Origin of the sequence: Dyadobacter sp. CY323, assembly GCF_021390245.1 — a bacterium.
Classification (GTDB): domain Bacteria; phylum Bacteroidota; class Bacteroidia; order Cytophagales; family Spirosomataceae; genus Dyadobacter.
Window position 1 is genome coordinate 687,331 of record NZ_JAJUXH010000001.1, and the last position, 17,820, is coordinate 705,150.

Below are 17,820 nucleotides of genomic sequence, written 5' to 3' on the forward strand. Positions count from 1 at the left end.
AAAATGAACAATAAAGAGAAATGGAAACTTTTACTATCAGAGAAAAGGTTTAGAGATAAATCAAATACCATAGATGATGATGGGCGAAATCCTTTTGAAAATGATTATGGCAGATTGATTTCTAGTGCACCAATACGACGATTGCAGGATAAAACACAAGTTTTTCCGTTGGCTCAAAGCGATTTTATCAGAACTAGGCTAACACATTCTTTGGAAGTATCTTATATTGGAGGGTCAATAGGCCAGAGTGTTGAGAAAAAAATCCTATTAGAGAAGGGTGATATAGAGGAGACTGAAATTGGGTATCTAAGTTCGTTGCTGAGAGTTGCTGGTTTGATTCATGATTTGGGAAATCCGCCTTTTGGACATTTTGGCGAAGAGGCGGTCCAAAAGTTTTTTGCAGATTTTTTTGAGGAGAATGGTGATTTTGGGTTAACCAATTTAGAGAAGGCTGACTTTGTAAATTTTGATGGTAATGTTCAGACGTTCCGAATTCTTTCTAAGCTATATTACTTTGGTGACAATCGGGGATATAATCTGACCTATTCTAGCTTGGCCTCGATTATCAAGTACCCATCAAATTCACTAGATGGCAATAAGGATCCTTGGACGGAGATAGCGAAAAAGAAATTTGGCTATTTTGTGACTGAAACAGAGTCTTATAGGCAGATTAGTGAATATTTGAGATTGAATAATAAAAGGAGCCCAATAGTCTACTTAATTGAGGCCGCTGACGATATAGCGTATAGCGCCGCTGATATTGAAGATGGAATTAAACTTGGGATTATGTCAATTGACGATATTGTTGATATTTTTGGTAAAAACCTAGAAAGAAATCGAGATGAAATATTAAGGGAACTGGATAGTTTAAAGTCTCTAATGGCAAAAAATAAGTCTATTGATGAGTCACTGGCTGTGCAAAAGTTTAGAATCTTTACTCAAAGAAGAATGATTGAGGCGGTTTTAAATACATTTCGAGATAAATACGAAGATATCATGAATGGTGATTTGCAATCGGAAATCATAGATGTGTCTGATGCTAGTGATATTCGAAAGGCTTACAAGAAATTGCAGTACTCAATATTTGATGACAAATCCATTTTAAAAAAGGAGATAGCAGGTTGGGAGGCTATTTATGGTTTGTTGGACATTTTTTGTAATGCGTGTTTGAAAGAAACATTTAAAGCCAGCGGAAATAACTACGAAGCAAGGCTGTATAAAATAATATCATCAAGTCATAGAACGATTTTTGAAAAAATTGAAAAATATCCCAATGATACATACAGACGGTTACAACTTGTAACAGATTTTGTTACAGGTATGACTGATTCTTACGCTATTAATTTATTTCAAGAGTTGAAGGGAATCAAACTTTAAGTCTTATGGAAGATTTAAAAAAGCTGTTTAAAAATAGATTTAGTGACTTACTTGAAAGCGAGGAGTTGCTTTCCGCATTGCTAAATGAGGTTTTTAAGAGAGGTACCGCCTATGTAGTTGGTGGATATTTACGAGATACATTACAGTCACTTCCAAGCCGGGATATAGATTTCATATTAGAATTAAGTAAATTTAAATTTGTTGATATTGTTAGGGATCTAGGAGTGGATTACACAGAAAATCGTCATGGTGGAGTTAAAGTGAAATTGCATTCCATGAGCGCTGACTTTTGGAGTTTGGAGGATAATTGGGCTTTTAAAAATAAACTTGTCAAACTTAATGAGGCTGATAAGCTTAACAGTATTGCAAAGGGATGTTTTTATAATTTCGATTCACTTGTGATTAATACGTGCAACTATTCCTATAATGTGCGATATTTTAACAAATGGAAGGATGATAAATGTTTAGATATTTTACAGCGAAAGTCAGTTTATAAAAACCTCAATCCTACTGTTGAAGCGAATATAATAAGGGCGGTCTATCTTAAATTTAAATATGGCGTATCATTTACAGATAATACTTTAGTATATATTATTGAGAAATTGTTATCTCTAAAATATAGATACAATGATGAGTGTGAACGCTTGTTAGAAATTAAGCAATATTATCCCAAATACAATGAGTTAGACGATCAGTCCTTTCTAGACTTATTGGATAGTATAAGGAAGTCTACGAAGCTTAGTAATCAACTCCACCTGTCTTTTGATTCTGCGGTGACTGATTAAGGAGCCGTACTCACCAACAACTCCCGAATATCAACCTTCAATAAAACCGAAATCTCATAAAGCATTTCCAAAGAAGGTTGGGCATCATTGGTGCACCAGCGAGAAACGGTCGACTCCGCTTTTCCCAATTCTCGGGCCAAGTCTCTATTAGTTTTTTCTTGCTCTGCTAAGACTAACTTAATTCTATTGATACGTGTTTTTGGCATTCGATGCATATTTTATGCTATCTAATGCTATTTGTGGATTTAAGCAATACATCAAAAATTGAATAATTATTTGTTTAGCGTTTTACATCAAACATTTTACTATATTTGCTATACACTTTATGTAATAGCTAAAACTAACCATGACACACAAAGAAAAAATTTCAATCTCCGGCGAAAAGCGCCTGAAAATCTGCTCAAAGTACTACCAGCGGGAAAATTTCAGGGCCGTGTTTTTCCCGGAGATCAGGCTTGCCGGGAAGTGGCTGGAAGATTTGGGTTTTGAATGTGGGGAGGAGGTAACGGTAACGTATTCGGAAAAGAAATTGGAAATTACTTTGGTTCCGCCGGTTGTTGTTGAAGTGGTTCCGGAGAGGAAACGGCGCGCTTCGCGGAAGGGGGTGTTTGTGGGGTTTGATGATCGGTGATGTTGCTACCGCCTAAATGGTTTTTTGCTTGTTACTGGCTTTGTAGATAATGGAGGCGCCTGCCTCCGGCGGTTGATACTTTTTCTTGATAAAAAGTATCCAAAAATCAAGGCGAAAAAAAGCTTCATCCGCACAGGCCCTACGCACCCCCCGCTTTTTCGCCAGGCCAACGCACCTAAAAATGACTTCAAAATCTCTTGAGCTGCTCTTTCTTCAATAAACAAATGTGCGTGGGGTTGGCAAAAAAGCGGGGTGTGCGCTGGATCTGAGCGTGGAAGCATTTTTTTGCCTTGACTTTTTTGTTACTTTTTTGTGTCAAGACAAAAAGTAAGAGAGCCGGAGGACGCGATGCAAAATGCAATTACAGTCGAATGAGCCGGATAATTAAATCCAACCAGCCAATTATTCAAAATCGACGAGCGACGGCTTAAATAGGCGAATTGTCAGGATCACCATCTTTTATCGCCATTTCAAAGCCTGAATGATGATATTTAAACGGTATGTTTCTTTTACAAAAAACGAAATCGAAAAAGATGACAATTCAGGAAATTGCGGCTCGGTTTGACGAGCTTGCCCAGCAGGAAAAGTGGTTTGATATTCAGGAAGAGCTTTTTGCGGATGATGTGAAGAGCATTGAACCTCCGCATTCACCTTTTTTGCGTAACGTCGAAGGTATTGAGGCCGTTCGTAAAAAAGGCGATGATCTGATGAGTATCGTCGAGGAGTTGCACCACGCCTACACATCGGCGCCGGTTGTGGCGGGCCGTCATTTTGCAGTCTCCCGGGAAACGGATCTTACCCTGCAAGGCATCGGAAGGGTGAAGCAGAATGAGATTATGCTGTATGAAGTGAAGGACGGAAAGATTGTTTCGGAGCAGTTTTTTTATTGACCGCCTGATTCAGTGAATGATTTTCAAGCTGGTCGTATATAGATCGCCGTCACCTTCGGCGATCTTTTTGTTATTGATAAAAATGTAGACCGAAACGGCGAGCTGCAGGAAGGTAATGCTGCCAACCAATACAAAGGGGTTGACGAAAAACCGTCCCGCCAGGCTTGAAAATGTCATCACAAATGCGAGTCCGTAAACAATTACCGACCAGGTGATCTGAAAGTTCAGGATCCGTTTGCCAAGATCGTTTGCCCCGGCGACGGTATTTCGTTTGTAGATCCAGAGCGCAAACGGCACCAGGATATTGCCCAATGGAATGAACCAGAATGTAAGGGCCGACAGGTTCATCAGTTTCAAGAATCCGTGATCTTCTCTCAACTCAACCGCTCCGTTCGTTGCTACCGGTGATTCATCCATCGAGGCCGATAGTTCTTCAACCGAAATATCGAGTGCCTGTGCCAGTAACCGCAAAGTTTCGCCGCGTGGTACTGCATTACCAGATTCGATTCTCTGTAATGTCCTGAGATTGATCCCGGCGTTTTCGGCCAATGCTTCTTGTGAGAGGGCTTTTGCTTTTCTTAATGTGCGGATCTGATCGGAAATGGTTTTCATTTTAATGGTTTAGTTTTTGGTCAAATGTAGGTGTTTGAGGAGGTTTTTGGTAGCGGCGTTTTTACGGCGTTTATTCATTATCGTGTTCTCGGGAGTATTTTGGGGGGAGATAGTGTTAGGTTTGGTTATTGGTGGTCATTTGTTGTCATTGATGGTCATTGGTGGTCATTTGTTGTTTTTTGTTCGGAGTCGTTCGGAGACGTTCGGGGGGGTGGGGATTGACGCAATTGGCCCTTATGAATGTCGTTTTTACCGCCTGGTGGTTTGTTTGAATGCATTTAGATTTGCATTGTCAAACATTTACAAACCTTTAACCAACAATATAATGAGACGGATCATCATTAATGAACATTTGAGTTTAGACGGTGTGATACAGGGGCCCGGCGGGCCCGACGAAGATACTTCCGGCGGCTTTGAGCTGGGTGGATGGAGTGCGAAATATGGGGACGATATATCCGGGGAAACGATCGTCGACGCGATTAATGAGGATTATGATCTGCTGCTGGGGCGCGTTACCTATGACATTTGGGAACCCTATTGGCCATTTCAGACTGGTCCCATTGCCGACAAATTCAATGGGATTAAAAAGTATGTTGCTACCCGCACATTGACGGAATCCAGCTGGGACGGTACTGTTTTGTTGAATGGAAATGCCGTTGAGCAAGTGAAAGAATTAAGGGCCAGCGACGGGATCGATCTGCATGTGTGGGGCAGTGCCGATTTTATACAATCGCTATTCGAGCATGGTCTTGTTGATCAGATGAATCTCTGGATTTATCCGGTGGTGCTGGGTAAAGGAAAGAAGCTTTTCGCTGGCGGGACAATGCCGGGTGGGTTTAAGTTAAGGAAGCATGTGGTTTCCGGCATGGGGGTGATTTGTGCGAGTTATGAAGCGGCTGGGGCGGTGCAGGTTGGGCGGATTGGCGAAGAGTAGGGTTAATGGCTTTCTGACTTATATAAGAATCTGATATATGCTCATAATAGTTTAACATGAAGAACCTTCTCTTTCTAGTACTACTTCTGACAAGCTCCTTCCTCACCTGCGCCCAGGACAAGAACACCATTTCAATCGGCAAGGTTGACAGCATTCGATCCAAAATTTTAAATGAAAAACGCCAATTTTTAGTCCACGTTCCCAATGGTGGCGATGGGTTGTACTCCAAAAAACGTTACCCGGTAGCTTACGTACTCGATGGCGATGCGCATTTTGCTTCGGTTGTCGGGATGATCCAGCAGCTTAGTGCGGTGAATGGGAATACGGTAGTGCCTGAAATGATTGTAGTTTCCATTCGAAATACGGATCGCAGGAGGGACATGACGCCGACTCATATAAAAGACGATTTGCCGATGATGGATAGTGCATCTTCGCGCAATACGGGCGGCGGACTGGCTTTTCTGTCATTTGTTGAAAAGGAATTGATGCCGCATATCGACTCTTTGTACCCAACCGCACCGTACAAAATGCTGATCGGACATTCGTTTGGCGGCTTGGTCGTCATGAATGCATTGATCACCCACCCGAAGCTTTTTAATTCATACATCTGCATTGATCCGAGTATGTGGTACGACCATTCCAACTTTTTGAAAACCACGAAAAAAGTATTGGGCACGCAGAAGTTTGCAGGCGTTTCAATGTACCTGGGCATTGCGAACACCATGAATGAAGGCCTGACTTTGACGAAAGTGGTCAGTGATACCAGCTCTGATTCCCGGCATATCCGATCCATTATTGAGCTGGATAAATTTATTAAAGCCAACCCGCAGATTGGACTGCGTTATGCCAGCAAATTTTATCCCGACGACACACACAGCTCTGCGGCGCTGATCACCGAGTATGACGGTCTGCGGTTTATTTTTGACTTCAATCAGCTAAAATTGACCGGTGAGGATTTTGAGCATAACACCAATGCGCTGCCTGATAAACTTGTAAAGCATTATGCCAATGTTTCCAAACAGATGGGTTATCAGATTTTGCCGCCTGAGGAGATGGTAAATTCGATGGGGTATGAGGCGATGCAGCAAAAGCATTTGATTACGGCCGGAAGTTTTTTCAAAATGAATACTATCAATTATCCCAAAAGCTGGAATGTGTTCGATTCTTATGGCGATTACTTCCTGGCTAAAAACGATAAAGCAAATGCAATTGCGCAGTTTGAGAAATCCCTATCGCTTGAAGAGAATCCGGAAACGCGGAAGAAGCTGGACGGGCTGCAAAGCGGGAAGTGAAAGGCCAAGTAAGGTTTAAGATACCTCGCCAGCCAGTTTACAGGAAATCACTTTCCGTAAACGCTCCTCGTGCTCGTCACCCCACTTGCCGAGTGCCTCGATAATGGGAATCAGCGACTTGCCGAATTCAGTGAGGTTATACTCGACTTTGGGCGGAACCTGCGGGTAAATGAATCTTGAAATGAGCTCGTGGTCTTCCAGTTCTTTCAACTGCATATGCAGTACGCGGATGGAAGCGTCCGGTATTTTTCGTTTCAGTTCGCTTGGTCGCTGAAAACCTTCATGGATGAGCCATAACAGTCGCGGTTTCCATTTCCCATAAAGCACTTCTCCAACCAGATCGAGGCCGCAGTTCAGGGTTGGCTGTATCTTTCTTTTGTACATGGTTACAAATGTAATGGTATTGTAATGAAAGGGTTATAGGGAAAAATTTATCACTATGCGAATTGTTTTTCCGTACTTACATGAATGAGTTGTAGTCACTAGGTTTGTCAAAAAAACAAACTATGAGCAATTCATTTGATTTCAACAACGAACTCGCCGGGCAGGTTGCATTGGTAACCGGCGGAACGAAAGGCGCAGGTAAAGCGATTGCGGAAAGATTGGCAAAAGCCGGGGCAACGGTGATCATTACTGCAAGGAATAAGCCTGGTTTTAACCATTTTGCGTTTCATTTTATATCGGCGGATCTCAATAAACCGGAGGGAACAACTTCGGTGGTCAGCGAGGTAAATGCGAAATTTGGAGGTGTGGACATTTTGATCAACAATCTTGGCGGGTCCGAATCACCGGGCGGCGGTTTTGCAGCGTTAAGTGACGCGGATTGGGAACTGAGTTTGCAGACTAATTTACTGGCGCCGGTACGACTGGATCGCGGTTTCTTGTCTGGAATGCTAACCAAAAACTCAGGTGTAATCATTCACATTGCTTCTATTCAGGCTCTTTTGCCGCTTTACGATGCTACATTGCCTTATGCAGCAGCGAAGGCCGGGTTGGTCAATTATAGTAAAAGTCTGTCCAATGAAGTATCGCCAAAAGGTATTCGGGTTCTGACCGTTTCGCCGGGCTGGATCAAAACGGACGGGGCAATGGGAATGATGCGGGAAATCTCGGAACGGACAGGAAAGACGGTCGAAGAGGCGATTCAGATGGTGATGGACAGCCTGGGTGGGATACCGATCGGGCGACCTGCATTGCCGGAAGAAGTTGCGGAGTTTGTCGGGTTTCTGGTTTCTCCGCGGGCAGCGTATCTGACCGGGACGGAATATGTGATTGACGGGGGCACCGTACCGACAGTTTGATTTACGAAAACCGCATTGGATTAAAGTCTCGCATACCGGCATTGAACCCACATTTGTTTGAAAGAATTTTTCAATTACATTTGCATAATCGGTTATGTAATTAAAAATGTAAAATGAATTTCTTTAAGAAAACGGGCAAAATGGCACTTGGGAGTCGCCTGCGTATGCTCACTGCTAAAATCACCGATGATGCTTCGTCGATTTATTACTTGTATGGGATCGACATGCAGCCTAAGTGGTTTCCGGTTTTTTACGTTTTGTCCGAACGTGATGATGCGACCATTACGGAAATCGCGACGGAGATCGGACATTCCCAGCCTTCGGTGAGTAAGATCATCCGGGAAATGGCGGAAAAAGGATTGGTGATCGAGAAAAGGGATTCGGCGGACGGACGACGGAACGTGGTGCAGCTTTCGGATGCGGGGAGGGAAATCATTATAAAAATACAGTCGCAGTATGATGATGTAAATAATGCGATCGAAGAAATTTCGGCGCAGGCTAATCATGATCTTTGGAAGGCAATTGAGGAATGGGAATTTCTTCTGGCTCAAAAATCATTGTTGCAGCGGGTGAAAGACACGCGTAAGCTGCGGGAAAGTGGCTATGTCGAGATTGTGCCTTTTGAACCCAAATATCAATCGGCATTTCGGGATCTGAATGTGGAATGGATCTCGACCTACTTCACCATGGAAGAAATGGATTATAAAGCGCTCGACAATCCACAATCGTATATTCTTGATCGCGGGGGCTTTATTTTGGTGGCCTTGTATAAAAATGAACCCGTGGGAGTTTGCGCACTCATCAGAATGGATGATCCGGAATTAGATTTTGAGTTGGCGAAAATGGCGGTTTCACCAAAGGCGCAAGGAATGAATATCGGCTGGCTGCTGGGTAATGCGGCTATTGAAAAGGTTAAATCTCTGGGGGCGAAAACGCTTTATCTGGAAAGCAATACCCTTTTGAAACCTGCGATCAGTTTATACCACAAGCTTGGGTTTCAGAAAATCGCAGGACGGGAATCGCCTTATGAGCGGGTCAACATCCAGATGAAACTGGTTTTGTAACACACTAAGTGACTTTGCGGAAAGTCAAATTTATCCGTGCACCCATTGGTTTGTTAGATTTGGCAATCCGATGCTCCCAATATTTTTGCAGATCACCTTTCATCAGAAGCAGTGATCCATTCCCCAGTTCCAACGAATATTGTTGCCTGTGGTTTTCTATGTTCCTGAAATCAAAATTTCTGGGCTGCCCCAAACTGACAGATGCTACCTCGGTTTTCAGGCCCACAATGGTGTCTTTGTCGCTATGCCAGGCAACAGAATCGTTTCCGTCACGGTAGTAATTGAGCAGTACTCCATTAAAAACAATCCCTGTGAAATCTTCGACCTTCGATTTAATTTCAAGCAGTTCCTTTGTCCAGGAAATAGGAGGACGCTGGTCGCCGTCTCGAATTGGTCTGTCGCCGAACCATGCCGTAAGTCTGGGTGTGAGCACTTCTTTCTCATACATCACAACTTTGCTTTGCTGAAATGGAACCGTCCTCAGAAAAGTATTGAGATATTGATCGCTTTCTGCGGCACTGATAAACTCAGGCTCATACGTCATTAAATGCTGAGGCAGCAAAAGCTGATCCCGATCATCAAATAATTTCAACTGTTCCATTTCTCACAATGATTGAGTTAATCCCTCTACTCGCTCCGCAGCGACTTGACAGGGGCTCCGGGTAGAGCCAACCACTTTTCGCATGCCAGTTTCACGCGCCCGGTCCAGAGCACCCGCCACGTTGATAAGTGTGGACAAATTGTCCTTCCTGACGATTCGCAACGCGATTTTCAGGTAATTTGTCAGCATATGATAGGAAGCCTTAAAGTGCTATTTCAGCCTCGCAATATTGCAGTTTATGAGTCTTAAATATTATACCCAATTAAATATCGCCGATCCTGACTAGGGAGAGCCACATATTAATTGCTTGCTGTGCGATCTCGGACAGTCATTATCCCAATGTTCGCTTCATCTGGTGATTCTGTCATTCTTCAAACAAAAATGGCTATCAAAAAGAAGAGTTCTTAGCTCAACTTAGGATAGCCATTTGCTATTTGCCGTTTTTAAACTTTATGGTATTTCGTTCATATTATACCAGGCTTCCGTACTCCAAAGACTGTTGCCAGCTTGACTGACAATCGTTTTCCGGTTCAAATGAATGTACACCACATGCTTGCTTTTCATGCCCGCCAACTGCAAGGTTACTTTCTTTCGGTCGGCAGATACTTTCACGGATTTTACAGCCAGATTTTCGTTATCCATTTTCGGGCCGCCGTAATCGCCGGTTGGTTTAAACCACCATTGACGAATGTCGTAATCTGATGCTTTCTCGCCTACGCCTTCTTTCAAAGGTTCTGTAAACTCAACTTCGACACCATCCGGCTTAGCCCGCACAGCCAGCATTTCAAAGGCGATTTTGTCATTAAATGTCAGCTTTTGCAAACCATAACCCAGCTTGCCGGTATGGCCCCAGTTACCTGTGGAACCTACACCACCAACGTAAAGTGCATTGTCGGGTCCCCAAACGAGGCGGTTCACGCCAGCTTCCAGGCCTTGTGTAAACCGGAATGCTGCTCCCTGGTAAGAGCCATTTACTTTTTCCGCAAAAACACGCTTGATCCCGCCATGCGTTACATCGCCATGGATCATTTGATTTTGATAAGGCCCCACATTCAGCCTTGCTGGCTGACTAGGAGAGTTGCCAATTTCATCCTGGGTAAGCCACACAACCGGCGGCGTTTCCTTCCGGTTTGCAGTACCTTCAAAATCCACAGATCGCGAACCATACCAGGCGCCTTCCTGCAAATGGATGATCTTATTAGCCGGCAGCCAGTCGCCCTGGTTATCCGCAATGAAGATTTCATTATCCACACCCAAACCAATGCCATTCGGAGTTCTCAGACCAGATGCTACAAATGTAAACGAACCGTCTTTTTTGGAAATCTTCACCACTTTTCCACGATCCGGAATTTGCGGTTTGGTGCTCGCGCCGCCCGGGTTAATGGCCGTCGCAAGTGTTCCGTAGAAGTAGCCGTCCTTGTAAACCAGCCCGAATGCGAATTCGTGGAAGTTCGCAGATACCTTCCAGCCGTTGCAGATTGTCTGATATTCGTCGATGATCTCATCTTTGTTCAGGTCGACCAGCTTGGTCAGTTCCTGTTTTTGCATAATGTAAATTTCATCGTCCACGACTTTCAAACCCAGCGGCTCGGCGAGTCCGTATGCAATGCGTTTTACTTTGATATCATTCGGAGATGCAGCTTTGCGGCCGTCTACAATGTAAACCGAGCCCAGTGAATCCCAGGTGCTTACTACCATTCTGCCGTCGGCCAGGAAATCCATTCCGCCTACTCTTGGCTGGAAATTATCCGGCCGTGCCTGTGATAATGTAAAGCTAGGGTGCACTGCAACGAGCGGCGACTGGTCGCCGGCAACATCCGTTTTTTTGACCTCAACCGGGGTCTGTCCTGTCTTTTTAATGTCAGCTCCTTTATAGGTGAAAACGTCGGGCGGCATTACTGTAAATGCTTTGCTGCCGTAAGGTCTCCATTGCAGCGAAAGGCCTTTGCCAAACGATCCCTGATAATATTCAACCTTGAATGGATGCTTGCCGGGTTTCAAAATCACCTCGCCGTCGGTAGGCTGCAGCCCGTGGTTCACGCCGTTATCTGCAACCAGTTTGTTGTCGATAAACAGCTTGCCACCGTCATCACAAACCAGCCTGAAAACAATGTTGGTCGTCTTTTTAATGTTAATATACCCACTTGCGAAAATGGCGAAGTTGTCTTTCAGATCACCAAAATCTCCTTCATCCAAATGCAGCGCGTTGATCGATCCTGATTTTAAAGGCAGCATTTCGTCATTGATTTCAGGAACATTGCCAATGCCGCTGGCAAACTGGTAAACATTCACGGCAATGCCGGGCTTTTCGGTAGTGGCCGCAGCTTGTGAAGGGTTTACAGATTTTAAAGCGATAGGGTAGGCTGGCTTGGGCATTAACTTGTTTGCCGCCTGCGCTCTTTCCTTATCTGCATCCAGTTCCAGAATGTAGGATACCATTGTTTCAGCATCCTCTTTTTTGAGGTCCGGGTGCGGCGACATCGCGATTTGTCCCCAGTTACCGGCGCCGCCTTTAATCACTTTGGTAACCAATGCATTCTTATTCTGACCGGTATTTTCGTAGCGTTCGGCAATGGCTTTGTAGGCTGGGCCAACCGTTTTTACCTCCTGGTTATGACAGGTATTGCAGTCGCTTTTTGCAAAAAGTCCGGCAATCATTTCTGATTTGCTTTCCTTTTGTTCTGTAAAAGCCTGCTCCGGTTTTTTGGTCAGGTTTACCGAAAAGGTTGTTTTACCATTGTTGTTCAGGATCAGCTTTCCGTTCATCGCAATGAAGGATTGGTTCCCGACAGCTTCGTCACGTTTCAAGCCAACAAATTTGCCATTCGTCTTGTAATCCGTTGCTGCCGAAAGTGAGTTTAAATGCATGTTCAGCGATACTATAACGCCCGCAGGAACATTCCTGACCGTAAATGCCCGCTCAAAGCCAGCTTTTCCACTTCCAGCCTCAAAAAACTCCGGCTTCTCCTCAATGGAGATTTTCTTACCCTGATATTCCAGCTCATATTTCAATGTAACCTGATTGTCCAGGATCGTGTGGCCTTTGTAGCTGATCTCCGGCGTCACTTCCTTTCCGTCCGCCACGATCCGCCACGGATTTTCGTCCGGTTCCTCCATGTAGGTCGTCCCCGATGAAACCGGCTGCGGGCCGTGCGACGAGGTGTAAACCGGGCCGCCAAAGTTGATCTTGCCGGTCCAGGCTTTGTACAATGCGGCAGTTTTGGTGTTGTATGCCAGCCAGAGATTGTCGTGCAATGCAATGCTCAAAATTCTGGGGTGCACGTCGAGGACCGAGCGCAGTACCCAGGCTTCACGCGGCCGCTTCACGTCAGGAAGCGCCTTTTTATGTTCAATAAAAGTAGCTGAGCCGAGTACCGCACACAAAGTTGCGGTACCCAGCACAGCTAAAAGCTTGCGAGATTTCATTTAATGTTGATTTAATAACCTGGGTTTTGCTTCAATTGAGGTGAAGCATTCAATACATTCTGACCGATCGGGAAAATGTCTGTGTGGTTGTCGCCATCCGGCTTCTTGTCCCACCAGGTACCGGTGCTGAACACGCCCCAGCGAACCAGGTCCGTTCTTCTTCTGCCTTCCGCCAAAAACTCGCGCATCCATTCGTCCAGCATTTCCTGGTCGGTCAGATCGCTGCCATTTGCCTTGTAAAGGCTTGGCGAGCCAGCGGGATAGTTGCGTTTACGGACTGCGTTCAATGCTAATGCAGCACCAGCTTTGTCGCCCGCCCGATATTTACATTCAGCCAATGAATAATAGATCTCGGCAAAGCGTATTTCCGCGTATGCCGAAGAGATTTTGTTCTGATCGTCGCTCGGGTAGTACGGATATTTCACCGGGTAAAGTCCGGAATTATTATCCCCGTTATTCATATTCGAAACCTTGTCGGCGATCTTGGTCCCTGGTTTTGCATCCAGGAATTTACCCACCTGATCACGTAAGAAAAGAGCATAAGGGCCTTTGAAACCTCTCACTGTATCCGCCTTTCCAGCCGGATTGGTGTATGGCAAATAACCGTACAGGAACATTCCCTCACGCTTGCTGTTGCCCAGGTTTTTGTATTTTTTCAAACGGACATCATCCTTGTATTTCTGGAACTTGATGAATGGTTTTCCCAATGCGAAGTTGTACTCTACACTATCCACATCGCGGCCCGGCTGCATGGCATATTTCGGGTTAGCATTGCCAAAATCGGTGAATCCGAAATAGCTTGGCGCCAGATTCGGAAGCATCCAGAAATACATTCCGCCATCGTACTGCCAGTGGGTTTGAGCAAAACTGCCCGGGAAACCAAAAATCGTTTCCTTGGAAGTCGGATTAGTATAGTCAAAAGGTGCGTCCCAGCGGCTTTCCAATGCATACGTACCATATTTGCCATCGATGATATCCTGAGCCACTTTGGCGCAATCTGCAAAACGGTCTGTGCCGGTGTACACTTTTGCGTTCAGGTACAGGCGTACCAGCAAGGAAGCCGCACCGCCCTGGGTCCAGCGACCTACCACATTATCGCCCAGAGTGGTGTTGGTCGAAAGTTTCGGAAGTGCATCTTTCAGCTCCTGTTCGATGAATGCAAATGCTTCCTGCGGCGAAACCTGCGGACCTCCCTCGGTTTGCCCTTTTACTTTGGTAACAATGACAATGTTGCGGTAAAAATCCAGCAAACGAATGTTCAGCCACGCACGCAGCACTTTCAGCTCTGCGATCATGCCGTCCAGCTCTTCACGCGTCATCTCGAATTTGGAAGGATCGGTAATGCCCTCCAGATCTTCCAGTGAGTTGGTAGCCAGCGTCACCCCACCATAAAGCGCGTTCCATGGATCACTGGTAAAGCCATCCTGGGCTGTCCAGGTGTGGTAATGCACGCGCTGGAACTGCCCGCCGTCAAACCAGTCTCCCTGACGGTTGATGGTCATCATTTCGTCGGAGCTGTTCTCCTGCAGCATAAAAGTACCGCCGCCCTGAATGCTCCAATAGCTGTGTTCGAATGCCCTCAGAAAGTCCCGCGTCACGTCTTCACGTGTTTGCAGAAAGTTTTCGGAGGTAATCCTGTCGAATAGTTCTTCGTCCAGGTTGGTGCAGCCCGCCGTCACCGAAAGCAGTGCGCAGGCAGCAAACCTGAGTATGTATTTTGAAATGTGATTCGTTTTCATTTTTGGAATTAAATCAGCCTATTAAAAAGTAAGTTGTAATCCCAGCAACAACTGTGTTGTGGAAGGATAGTAATTCAGCGTACCGCCATTATCACGGTTTGTGCTCACACCCGGATAAAGTCCGTTTACCTGGACCAGGTCTGGATCTCCGCCGCTGAACTTGGTGAATGTGGCCAGGTTCCTGGTGGTGGCATAAACCCGCGCCGACTGCATGAATTTGCTTTTCAGCGGCTGCGTGTAGCTCAGCGTAATGTTGTCAACTTTCAAAAACCCGCCATTTTCCAGGAAGTAATCCGAAAGCGAAGAGTACGTTGAAGTGCTTGTCAGCTTCGAATATTTACCGCCATCAAATGCCGAGGACAACACGTTTACGTTCTGCTGCGTCGCCGGTGTGCCCAGGTAAAAAGCGTAAGTGTTAAAAAGTTTGTAACCGAATGCACCCCGCAGGAACACGCTCAGGTCCCAGTTTTTATATTTAAATGAATTGGTAAGCCCTGTTGTAAACTTGGGAAGACCATTGCCTACAATTTGCTTGTCGTCGTTGTTGGCTTCGTTGGCAGGGATGATGTCACCGTTCTTGTTATACACCAGCAATGCGCCGTTGTCATTCACACCCGCGGATTTAAGCGCATAAAAACTTCCAATCCGCTGATCTTCCTGCAAACGCTGAATGGTTCCCGGACTTCCCGGCGCAGGCATGCCAACGACATCAATGTACTTCTGGCCTTTATATAGCTCATTGGAAAACGAGACAAATTTATTATCGTTAAATGCGCCCGTCGCACTGATGTTGTAGCTGAAATCGCCTTTGTTAACCACAGTTGCACTCAACTGCAGTTCAAGCCCGGAGTTCCGCATGGTGCCCACATTCGCAAATGTTTGTCCCTGAATATTTGGCGGGTTGGCTACATTGTAATTACCCAACAGATCTTTATTGGTGCGCACATAATAGTTCACGCTACCGTTGATCTTGCTGCTGAAAAGTTCGAAGTCAACGCCCACATTGAAGTTGGCGGCTTTCTCCCAGCGCAGGTTGTAGTTGGTGTTCTGGCTTGGGCCCCACACCTGGTACGAACTTCCATTGTAAGGATAGTAACCGTAACCGCCGTATGTGTCCAGCGACAGGTAATTACCAAAATCCTGGTTACCCGTTTCGCCATAATCCGCCCGCAGTTTCAGTTCGTTAAGCCAGGGAATATCTTTCAAAAAGCTTTCCTGCGTCGCGCGCCATGCAAAGGATGCCGCCGGGAAATAACCCCATTTGTTGTCATAACCAAACTTGGAAGATCCTTCTCTGCGAAGACTTGCAGACAGGTAATATTTCTGATCGAAGTCATAGTTCACACGTCCGAAAAACGCGATCAGTTTTGAGCTGTTCTTGTAAGATCCTACACCATTAATGCCTTTTTCCACATTCCACAATCCGGTTCCGAGACCGTTGTAAGTAAGTACATTGGATGGGAATTTTTCATTGGATGCATTAAAACCAGATTCGGTAAAATACTGGAATGAGTATCCTGCAAGCAGTTTCACGGAATGCTTGCCCTTATCCAGGAAATAATTTCCCAGCCATTCCAAACTTTTCTGATCTTTCTCTTCCAGCGCCTGAGATGCTGTGTTACGACCGTTACCATTGATCACGGGTGTAATGTTGGAAGGCGTAAAGTTCATGATGCGCTGCGATAAGCTCACCTCACCGAAAGTAAGGACTGTGTTCAGGTTTTCAAGAATGTTCAGTTTTGCCGATCCATTCAAATCCAGCGACTTGTGCTCCCTGTCTTGCAGTACATTCGTGGCATATTCCACCGGGTTGTTCGCAAAAAAACCGGAAGTAATGTAATTAAACTTACCTGTCGAATCTCTTACCGGCTGGGTTGGGTTCAGCGTCAATGCAAAATTATATGCGCTGTAATCGGCTTCGCTGATTTTCGCATAACGCGGCGCTACGCTGAAAGTCAGGGCAAGCAGATTATTGGCCGTAGTGTGGTTAATGTTCACCCGGCCGCCGTATTCTTTTTTCCCCGAACGCAGGTCAATGCCGTTTGCATCGCGGTAATCTACGGACGTAAAGTAATTGGTCTGCCCGTTTCCGCCCGAGAACTGCAAGGTATGCTTGTGCGAGAACGATGGCTGACGGCTCACTTCCTTCATCCAGTTGGTATTTCCGCCAAAGTCTACCCCGCGATTGTTAGCCAGGAATTGGTCTTTGTTCAGCACCGACAATTGATTTGTCAAATAGTCAAATGTGGTGTAACCGTCATAGAATAAACGCGGTTCGGACGAGCCTTTTTTGGTCGTAATCACAATAACCCCGTTGCTTCCGCGTGTTCCGTAAATTGCCGAAGCCGCGCCGCCTTTGAGCACGTCAATGGATTCGATCTCGTTTTGGTTAATGTTGTCAATGTTTCCGCCCGGGATACCATTGATGACAAACAAAGGCCCAAGTCCCGCGCTGCGCGAAGATGCCCCGCGAAGCTGAATGTTCGGCGAAGAGTTTGGATCGGCAGTCGACGTGTTGGTGATCGAAAGGCCGGCCACTTTACCCTGAATGGACATCAGCGGGTTATTGCCGCCGACGCGCAGCAAGTCTTTTTCGGACAAGTGGGTAATGGCGCTGGAAACCTCTCTTTTGTTCAAAGATCCATAACCGATCACGACCACTTCGTTGAGCGTTTTCTGATCTTCTTCAAGCGTCACATCCACCGTGGATTTGTTGGTTACATCCACATCCTGAGCCACATACCCTACGCTTGAAACCGTAATCGTTTTAGCTCCTGCCGGAAGTTGCAGGGTGAATTTTCCTTCCACGTCGGTGGTGGTCCCGTTGCTTGTGCCTTTCTCGACAACCGAAACACCCGGCAAAGCGCCTTGTTTATCGGAAATTTTACCGGAAATGGATTTGCCCGTCTGAGCCTGAGCGACTCCGGACATGGCTACGAAGATGCCCAAAAGCATTGCCAGCGCAGTCTTTGCGGACCATAGCATGTGCATCGGCTTTTTAGCTGCTTGTGCCAGTTTATAAAAATTTTTTTTCATTAAAATTGTTGTTTAAGCGGGTTCTATGCTTACGAACTTGTTACTATATGATTAATTAATAGGACTTATTTAAACTTCCGCGAAGTTCATTCATTGCTGATTAATGGAATGATCTGTGAGTCTCAATTTCAG

At 45.5% G+C, this 17,820-nt stretch carries 15 protein-coding genes; 8 read left to right on the plus strand and 7 right to left on the minus strand.

What is annotated here, in order from left to right:
- The first annotated feature begins 3 nt into the window (after positions 1–3).
- Both dgt and LZG72_RS03015 read left to right on the plus strand, forming a co-directional pair.
- Entirely contained in the window at positions 4–1,377 is a 1,374-nt protein-coding gene (gene dgt, locus LZG72_RS03010; RefSeq protein ID WP_233867330.1) for a dGTP triphosphohydrolase, read from the plus strand.
- Between the two features lie 5 nt (positions 1,378–1,382).
- Entirely contained in the window at positions 1,383–2,162 is a 780-nt protein-coding gene (locus LZG72_RS03015) for a hypothetical protein (RefSeq protein WP_233867333.1), read from the plus strand.
- Here the strand turns inward: LZG72_RS03015 and LZG72_RS03020 are convergent.
- Positions 2,159–2,368: a helix-turn-helix transcriptional regulator gene (locus LZG72_RS03020; protein ID WP_233867336.1), complete on the minus strand. Its 210-nt coding sequence runs from the start codon at positions 2,366–2,368 to the stop codon at positions 2,159–2,161. The genes LZG72_RS03015 and LZG72_RS03020 overlap by 4 nt on opposite strands.
- A gap of 140 nt (positions 2,369–2,508) precedes the next feature.
- Between LZG72_RS03020 and LZG72_RS03025 the strand changes: the two genes are divergently transcribed.
- Positions 2,509–2,793, plus strand: coding sequence for a SymE family type I addiction module toxin (locus LZG72_RS03025; RefSeq protein WP_233867339.1), 285 nt, complete (start codon positions 2,509–2,511; stop codon positions 2,791–2,793).
- 533 nt (positions 2,794–3,326) lie between these two features.
- Positions 3,327–3,683, plus strand: coding sequence for a SnoaL-like domain-containing protein (locus LZG72_RS03030; protein WP_233867341.1), 357 nt, complete (start codon positions 3,327–3,329; stop codon positions 3,681–3,683).
- Between the two features lie 9 nt (positions 3,684–3,692).
- Here LZG72_RS03030 and LZG72_RS03035 read toward each other — a convergent pair whose 3' ends face one another.
- Positions 3,693–4,295, minus strand: a complete 603-nt coding sequence (locus LZG72_RS03035) for a helix-turn-helix domain-containing protein (protein ID WP_233867343.1) — start codon at positions 4,293–4,295, stop codon at positions 3,693–3,695.
- A gap of 325 nt (positions 4,296–4,620) precedes the next feature.
- Here LZG72_RS03035 and LZG72_RS03040 point away from each other — a divergent pair, with 325 nt between their 5' ends.
- Entirely contained in the window at positions 4,621–5,229 is a 609-nt protein-coding gene (locus tag LZG72_RS03040) for a dihydrofolate reductase family protein (RefSeq protein WP_233867345.1), read from the plus strand.
- A 56-nt stretch (positions 5,230–5,285) separates the two neighbouring features.
- Entirely contained in the window at positions 5,286–6,521 is a 1,236-nt protein-coding gene (locus tag LZG72_RS03045) for an alpha/beta hydrolase (RefSeq protein ID WP_233867347.1), read from the plus strand.
- Between the two features lie 15 nt (positions 6,522–6,536).
- Here the strand turns inward: LZG72_RS03045 and LZG72_RS03050 are convergent, their stop codons facing one another.
- Positions 6,537–6,905 (minus strand): helix-turn-helix domain-containing protein, encoded by a 369-nt coding sequence (locus LZG72_RS03050; protein WP_233867349.1) that lies wholly within the window; start codon positions 6,903–6,905, stop codon positions 6,537–6,539.
- A gap of 122 nt (positions 6,906–7,027) precedes the next feature.
- Here LZG72_RS03050 and LZG72_RS03055 point away from each other — a divergent pair, with 122 nt between their 5' ends.
- The gene (locus LZG72_RS03055; protein WP_233867351.1) at positions 7,028–7,822 is read left to right on the plus strand and encodes an SDR family oxidoreductase; all 795 of its coding nucleotides are present in this window, start codon (positions 7,028–7,030) and stop codon (positions 7,820–7,822) included.
- 113 nt (positions 7,823–7,935) lie between these two features.
- The gene (locus LZG72_RS03060) at positions 7,936–8,886 is read left to right on the plus strand and encodes a bifunctional helix-turn-helix transcriptional regulator/GNAT family N-acetyltransferase (protein WP_233867353.1); all 951 of its coding nucleotides are present in this window, start codon (positions 7,936–7,938) and stop codon (positions 8,884–8,886) included.
- A gap of 4 nt (positions 8,887–8,890) precedes the next feature.
- Here LZG72_RS03060 and LZG72_RS03065 read toward each other — a convergent pair whose 3' ends face one another.
- The 4 genes from LZG72_RS03065 to LZG72_RS03080 all read right to left on the minus strand — a co-directional run bounded on the left by LZG72_RS03065 (position 8,891) and on the right by LZG72_RS03080 (position 17,688).
- The gene (locus tag LZG72_RS03065) at positions 8,891–9,487 is read right to left on the minus strand and encodes an alpha-ketoglutarate-dependent dioxygenase AlkB (RefSeq protein ID WP_233867355.1); all 597 of its coding nucleotides are present in this window, start codon (positions 9,485–9,487) and stop codon (positions 8,891–8,893) included.
- 450 nt (positions 9,488–9,937) lie between these two features.
- Positions 9,938–12,913 carry a PA14 domain-containing protein gene (locus LZG72_RS03070; protein WP_233867359.1) on the minus strand — a complete coding sequence of 992 codons (2,976 nt, stop codon included), beginning with the start codon at positions 12,911–12,913 and terminating at the stop codon, positions 9,938–9,940.
- 11 nt (positions 12,914–12,924) lie between these two features.
- A complete protein-coding gene (locus LZG72_RS03075) occupies positions 12,925–14,652 on the minus strand; it encodes a RagB/SusD family nutrient uptake outer membrane protein (protein WP_233867362.1) in 1,728 nt (575 codons plus the stop codon).
- A gap of 21 nt (positions 14,653–14,673) precedes the next feature.
- On the minus strand, positions 14,674–17,688 hold the full coding sequence (locus tag LZG72_RS03080; RefSeq protein WP_233867365.1) for a SusC/RagA family TonB-linked outer membrane protein: 3,015 nt from the start codon (positions 17,686–17,688) through the stop codon (positions 14,674–14,676).
- Positions 17,689–17,820 lie beyond the last annotated feature (132 nt).

Coding starts and splice junctions, on each gene's coding strand:
- LZG72_RS03015 (WP_233867333.1), top strand. CDS start 1,383: ATGGAAGATTTAAAAAAGCTGTTTAAAAATAGATTTAGTGACTTACTT.
- LZG72_RS03080 (WP_233867365.1), bottom strand. CDS start 17,688: ATGAAAAAAAATTTTTATAAACTGGCACAAGCAGCTAAAAAGCCGATG.
- LZG72_RS03035 (WP_233867343.1), bottom strand. CDS start 4,295: ATGAAAACCATTTCCGATCAGATCCGCACATTAAGAAAAGCAAAAGCC.
- LZG72_RS03055 (WP_233867351.1), top strand. CDS start 7,028: ATGAGCAATTCATTTGATTTCAACAACGAACTCGCCGGGCAGGTTGCA.
- LZG72_RS03050 (WP_233867349.1), bottom strand. CDS start 6,905: ATGTACAAAAGAAAGATACAGCCAACCCTGAACTGCGGCCTCGATCTG.
- LZG72_RS03040 (WP_233867345.1), top strand. CDS start 4,621: ATGAGACGGATCATCATTAATGAACATTTGAGTTTAGACGGTGTGATA.
- LZG72_RS03030 (WP_233867341.1), top strand. CDS start 3,327: ATGACAATTCAGGAAATTGCGGCTCGGTTTGACGAGCTTGCCCAGCAG.
- LZG72_RS03065 (WP_233867355.1), bottom strand. CDS start 9,487: ATGGAACAGTTGAAATTATTTGATGATCGGGATCAGCTTTTGCTGCCT.
- LZG72_RS03045 (WP_233867347.1), top strand. CDS start 5,286: ATGAAGAACCTTCTCTTTCTAGTACTACTTCTGACAAGCTCCTTCCTC.
- LZG72_RS03060 (WP_233867353.1), top strand. CDS start 7,936: ATGAATTTCTTTAAGAAAACGGGCAAAATGGCACTTGGGAGTCGCCTG.
- dgt (WP_233867330.1), top strand. CDS start 4: ATGAACAATAAAGAGAAATGGAAACTTTTACTATCAGAGAAAAGGTTT.
- LZG72_RS03020 (WP_233867336.1), bottom strand. CDS start 2,368: ATGCCAAAAACACGTATCAATAGAATTAAGTTAGTCTTAGCAGAGCAA.
- LZG72_RS03075 (WP_233867362.1), bottom strand. CDS start 14,652: ATGAAAACGAATCACATTTCAAAATACATACTCAGGTTTGCTGCCTGC.
- LZG72_RS03025 (WP_233867339.1), top strand. CDS start 2,509: ATGACACACAAAGAAAAAATTTCAATCTCCGGCGAAAAGCGCCTGAAA.
- LZG72_RS03070 (WP_233867359.1), bottom strand. CDS start 12,913: ATGAAATCTCGCAAGCTTTTAGCTGTGCTGGGTACCGCAACTTTGTGT.